Here is a 5,451-nt window from a genome sequence, read left to right on the forward strand (position 1 = left end):
GCGCAGGAGAGCCCAGGCACGACCACTGATGAAGTCCGTCAGGAGACGGTCATTGTTACAGGAACTTCGGCCTTCGGGGCGACCAAGTCGCAAACCCCGATCGTTGAAACAGCCCGCTCGTTGTCAGTCGAAACCGATGACATGTTCACCGACAAGGGCGCGCTAAACCTTGCCCAGGCGCTGACCTATGTCGCAGGCGTGACAGCCGAACCTTATGGCTTCTCGACCCGCGGGGATTTTGCCCAGTCGCGCGGGCTGGAGCTGCCACGCTATCGCGATTCCATTCAGGAACTGTTCGGCAGCTATAACTCGACCCGCGCCGATCTCTACACGGTTGAGCAGGTCGAAGTCCTGAAAGGTCCGGCCTCGGTGCTCTATGGGCAGGGCTCTCCGGGCGGTATTGTGAACTATGTCTCCAAGACGCCGCGAGGCACATTTGGCGGCGAGCTTCAGGCAAAGATTGGCAATTTTGACCGCTACGAGGTCGCTGGTGATGTAACTGGCCCCATCGCCGGAACGGACGGCAAGCTCCAATTCCGTCTGGTCGGCCTTTACCGCGATACGGGTACGCAGGTTGAGCAGGTCGATGAGCAGACCACGGTCTTCATGCCGTCGCTTTCATGGCTGCCGACGCCGGACACCAAATTTACGCTGATCGGACTGGTGCAGGACACCAATAGCGACACCGCGTCCCAGTTCATCCCGATCAAGGGCACGCTGGAGCCGCTTGATGATGGCAGCTATCTTGACTGGGAACTGTATGCCGGTGAGGAGGGGTTTAACCGCTACGACACGAATTCAGAACAGGTCACGCTGCTCGGCGAGCACCGCATCAGCGACAATCTGATAATTGAAGGCACGGCGCTTTGGCGGTCGGGTGAGGCGGACTATCATCAGGCCTGGCCGGCCTTCATCGGTGGCACGCGCTATATCAATGATGTCCTCGGCGTTGATACGTTCACCGACACGACGGTCGCGCGGACATTTTATCAAGGCGACAACACGTTCGACCAGCTGGCCGGTGATGTCCGCCTTCGCGCCGGTTTCACGACGGGTGCGCTGGAGCACGATCTGCTTGCGGGCGTGCAGTATCAGGATGTCGAAACCGACAGCAACACATCCTATTGCTTTGCGGGCGGCGCCTCTCCCGGCGGCTGCGGCACCTTCTCCAGTTTCGACTATGTGCTGGACCTGAAGAACCCGGTCTACACCGGCGCGCCGGATCAGTCTGTCTTTGACGCGATTTACAATGATGCGCCAACACAATCGGTTCAGGACACGGGCATCTATGTGTCGGATCAAGTTTCTGTCGACAAATGGCGCTTCACGCTCGGCGTGCGCGCTGACAACGTCGAGAATGAGGCGGGCGGCGTATCGCAGGATGACGACGCCATCTCGACCAGCTTCGGGGTGCTCTACCGGTTCGACAATGGCATCGCGCCTTATGCGAGCTATTCGGAGAGCTTCGAGACCGTGGTCGGGACAGACCTTGCCGGAAACCAGCTCGAGCCAGAGGAATCGCGCCAGTATGAGGCAGGCATCAAATATGAGCCGAAGGGTATTCCGGGCCTCGTCACGCTGGCCTATTACGATATCGAAATCTCGAATCTGCCTAATCCCAACAGTCTGCCTGGCGATGCCGCCCAGCAGCAGGGGGTCTCAACGCTGAGAGGGTTCGAAGTGGAGGGCCGCCTCCAGTTCGACGAGGTCTACCTGCAAGCGGCCGCGTCCACTATTGATGCTGAAGATCCGAATGGCCTCAAGCTTGCCGCGATCCCTGAAACACAGGCCTCCTTATGGACGACATGGCGCCCGCAGGGCGCGCTTAAGGGCTTCAAGGCAGGGGCCGGCATTCGCTATGTCGGCGAAACAGTCTCGGAAAATGGCACGCTTCGATATGTGACGCCGGACTATACGCTCGGCGATCTGATGGTCGGCTATGAGTGGGAGCAGTGGGACTTTGCCGTCAACGCCCGGAATGTGACCGATGAGGAATACCTCACCGGTTGCCTCACGCGCGGCGACTGCTTCCCCGGCCTTCGCCGCACTGTTGTGGCCAATCTGCGCTACAAATTCTGATCGGCCGGGAGCGCTGTGATGAGCATGTTCGACCTTGGCCTGATGACCGCTACGAGCCTTATGGCGCTCGGGGCGGTCGGCCTGCTTTACCTGTGCTGGAAGCGGACCGGCCGGCCGGGTCTTCTCACGGTCGGCTGGGCTCTGTTGGCTATGGGCTGCATTCTTGCGTTTCTCGCCAATGGTGACCGGGGCGTCGCGCAGGTGACGCTCGTTGTCATGGCCGGTGCGACCATGATCTTCGCCATCGGGCTTTTGCGGGGGCTTGCTCCAACGATCCCAGCGGCGCGCGAAAGGCGGGATGTGATGGGTGCGCGCCATCGGCGTCACCGGCTCATGACGGGGTTCTCCAGCGTCTGGACCTTCCTCATTACCGGACCTGTCGCGGGGGGCATTGCCCTCTTTGCATCGGCTGGCCTGTTCAAGCTGCTGAGGCCTGAGGAAGGGAACCCGGCAACCGCTGGCGCCATCGCAATCATCGCGGCCGTCCTGATCTGGGCCGCACTTTCCGTCGCATTGCTCATGGAGCCGCGGAGCGGGCGCCGGTCCATTTATGCGGGTGTCGCCCTTATCGGCGCTCTCGCTTCAGCCTTTATCTAAGGAGAACCCCTTGGCGTCTTCCATTTGGCCAAAATCGAGCAAGGCGCGGGTCGACCGGTCGCTGTCGGCCCATTCAGTCATGGGGCTTGCGATCAGCGCTGTCATGTTCATCATCTGCCTCAGCGGGACGGTCGCCGTCTTCGAAGATGAAATCGGCTGGTGGGAAAACCCGGCGAGCGCGGCGGTTGAGACCGTGTCGCCAGCGACAGCGCAGACAACCGCCCGGAATGTCATTGCGGCACAGCCCGGAACGACCCATCTCTATCTTTATCTGCCGCGCGAGAACTGGCCGCGCTATGTGGCCGGTGGGGATGACGGCCTGCAGACGGTCACGCCCGGCGGCGAGCTGTCAGGCGAGTATGAAACCCCCTGGAACGACTTCCTGATCGATCTGCATTATTATCTGAACCTGCCAGCCAGTTTCGGGATGATCGTTGTCGCCACCTTCGGGGTGATGCTCATCGCGATGGCGATATCCGGCTTTCTGGCCCATCCGCGCATTTTCCGCGACGCCTTCCGGTTTCGCCGTAAGGGACAGGCGCGTCTCATCCAGGCTGACCTTCATAACCGGCTCAGTGTCTGGACTGCGCCTTTCACCATAGTTGTGGCAGGGACAGGCGCCATGATCGGCCTGTTTGCGGTCGTCGCCCTTGTTCTCGCGCAGACGAGCTTTGACGGGGACACACGAGCGTTATCGGAAGCGATTTTCGGCGAAGAACCGGCTATGGACGAGACCCCAACGAGGCTTGCGGAGGTGGATGCCGCACTGCTCAATCTGAGCGTGGTCGCTCCTGATGCAGACCCGTTCCTGGTCATCGTGCATGATCCCGGCACTGCCGGTCAGCATGTCTCTATCTATGGCGAGCATCATGACCGGCTGGTCTATGGGGAGATGTACAATTTTGACGCGGCGGGAAACTATACCGGCCACACCGGCTTTTCCGACGGAGAGCTCGGCCAGCAGATTGCCATGTCGACCTACCGCGTGCATTTCGGGGATTTTGGCGGCCTGCCAGTGAAGTTGGCATATTTCGTGTTCGGGATCGCGCTCTGCATTATCATCGCTGCGGGCATGAACATTTATTTCTTGAAGCGCAGGGAAGCGGGCCGGCCCATGCCGGGATTTGAAGCGGCCTGGTCGGCGCTGGTGTGGGGCACGCCGGCTCTGCTCACATTGGCCTTGCTGGCGGCTCTCGTCGGACTGCCTGCGGTTTTTCTTGGCTGGTTGTTCTGGGCGGGACTTGTGGCAGCCAGCGCAGCTTGTGCGGTGAGAGGCAACGCTATCCAGTCGGGCGCGCTGATGCGGATCATACTGGCAGTGGCGCTGTCATTGTCCGTGATCATCCACGCGGCGCGTTTCATCCCCTCCTATACAAACCCCTATATCTGGATAACCAGCGCCGGCTTGCTGGGACTTGGCGTGTGTGTGCTGTCTATCAAGGGCGGCGCGATATCTGTCCGCGCGCCGAGACAGGCACTGCGTCCAGCAGATTAGGAATTAGGGGATGGTTCAGCTGCGCCGGGCATGTCCGCTGCGGACTTCTCCGACGTATTCCCGGACGGGCCAAATGCTGATCGGCGCCAGATTCATGGCGCGGCGATAGATCTGGAAGGTGCGGGCGCCGAGCTCGTCGCGGGTCCAGCGGCCGGCAGCGTCCAGCCCATTGCGGCGCATCTCGAGAAGCGCGTCCCGGTCTCCAAACATGCTGACGATGGACGCGGCAATCTGGTCAGGCGTGCAGTTTTCAACAAGGCGGCCGCAGGCATAATTCTGGACGAATTCCATCGCGGTCGGGTCCTCGGCGCAGGCCAGAAGCGGGCGACCAAAGGCCGCCGCTTCGCGGTAGACAGAGCCTGTCGACTGGAAACGTGAGGGGGCCAGGACGCCGTGGCAGCGTGCGATCACATGGCTCATCGAAAGATCTGTCAGTCTGCCAAAGTCGAGAATCTGCTCCATGACGGTTTCCGACAGGCCAAACCGGTGTGTGTAGGAGTCAAGGACGTCTGGTTCGAGCCCGATCAGATGCAGCTCCGGCAGTGGCTCGCTCATGCTTTCATAGTGGCGGACCACTTTCGCGAAGGCCTGCAGCATCTCCCCAAACCCCTTGCGGGCGTCGTCGCCGCCAATATAGGCGAGGCGCAGGCGCGCATGTGCAGGCGGGAACGGTATGGACTGGCCGGCCTTGCGGATTTCCGGATTGACCGACATCGGCGTAACCATGTGGACTTGGCCAGGACGAAGGTCATACCAGTCCTTGATGAACGCCGCATTCGAGCGGCTGTTGGAAATGATCGCGGCGGCCTTGCGGGCCGAGCGGGCTTCAAGACCACGGGCGACGCAGGCTGAGAGGCGCTGTCCGCGCGTCGCTGAGGGAGCGTCCATGGCGTCGGGAGCGGTGCTGCGAACGACGACAGGAAGGCCGCAATTCATCAGCATGGAGGCTGGCGCGCGCCAGTTCGTCGTCTCGATAACATCAAAACGCCGCCGCTCGTGTTCTTCCTGAACGCGTTCGCGGAAAGCGGCCGAGGTCGCAATGTGGTTTAGGCCAGGCACACAGCGTATAAGCCGGCGCAGGCCCGTAACGCGTCCGGCGCACCCGATCACTTCGATCTTCTCATGGTCGGTGCTGACTGTGTCATCGCGGTCCATTGTGAACACGCGCACATTCGCGCCATGGGCGGCGAGTGCATGGGCTGTCTCGCTCGCGACCCGGCCCTTGGCAGTCGGGATCGGAGGATACTCCCAGGTGAGAAGCGCGACTTCGAGGCAAGGCT

At 61.2% G+C, this 5,451-nt stretch carries 4 protein-coding genes; 3 read left to right on the forward strand and 1 reads right to left on the reverse strand.

Annotated features, from left to right (window positions below; translation table 11 throughout):
* From WA989_RS11640 to WA989_RS11650, 3 genes are all read left to right on the forward strand, one after another.
* Positions 1 to 2,079: TonB-dependent siderophore receptor (locus WA989_RS11640; protein WP_424340667.1), on the forward strand; the 2,079-nt coding region annotated here is incomplete at its 5' end.
* A gap of 18 nt (positions 2,080 to 2,097) precedes the next feature.
* The gene (locus WA989_RS11645) at positions 2,098 to 2,676 is read left to right on the forward strand and encodes a hypothetical protein (RefSeq protein ID WP_424340668.1); all 579 of its coding nucleotides are present in this window, start codon (positions 2,098 to 2,100) and stop codon (positions 2,674 to 2,676) included.
* Positions 2,677 to 2,686: 10 nt separating this feature from the next.
* On the forward strand, positions 2,687 to 4,171 hold the full coding sequence (locus WA989_RS11650) for a PepSY-associated TM helix domain-containing protein (RefSeq protein WP_424340669.1): 1,485 nt from the start codon (positions 2,687 to 2,689) through the stop codon (positions 4,169 to 4,171).
* A gap of 15 nt (positions 4,172 to 4,186) precedes the next feature.
* Here the strand turns inward: WA989_RS11650 and WA989_RS11655 are convergent.
* Positions 4,187 to 5,451: glycosyltransferase family 4 protein (locus tag WA989_RS11655; RefSeq protein ID WP_424340670.1), on the reverse strand; the 1,265-nt coding region annotated here is incomplete at its 5' end.

Origin of the sequence: Henriciella sp., from assembly GCF_049649345.1 — a bacterium.
Taxonomy (GTDB): Bacteria; Pseudomonadota; Alphaproteobacteria; order Caulobacterales; family Hyphomonadaceae; genus Henriciella.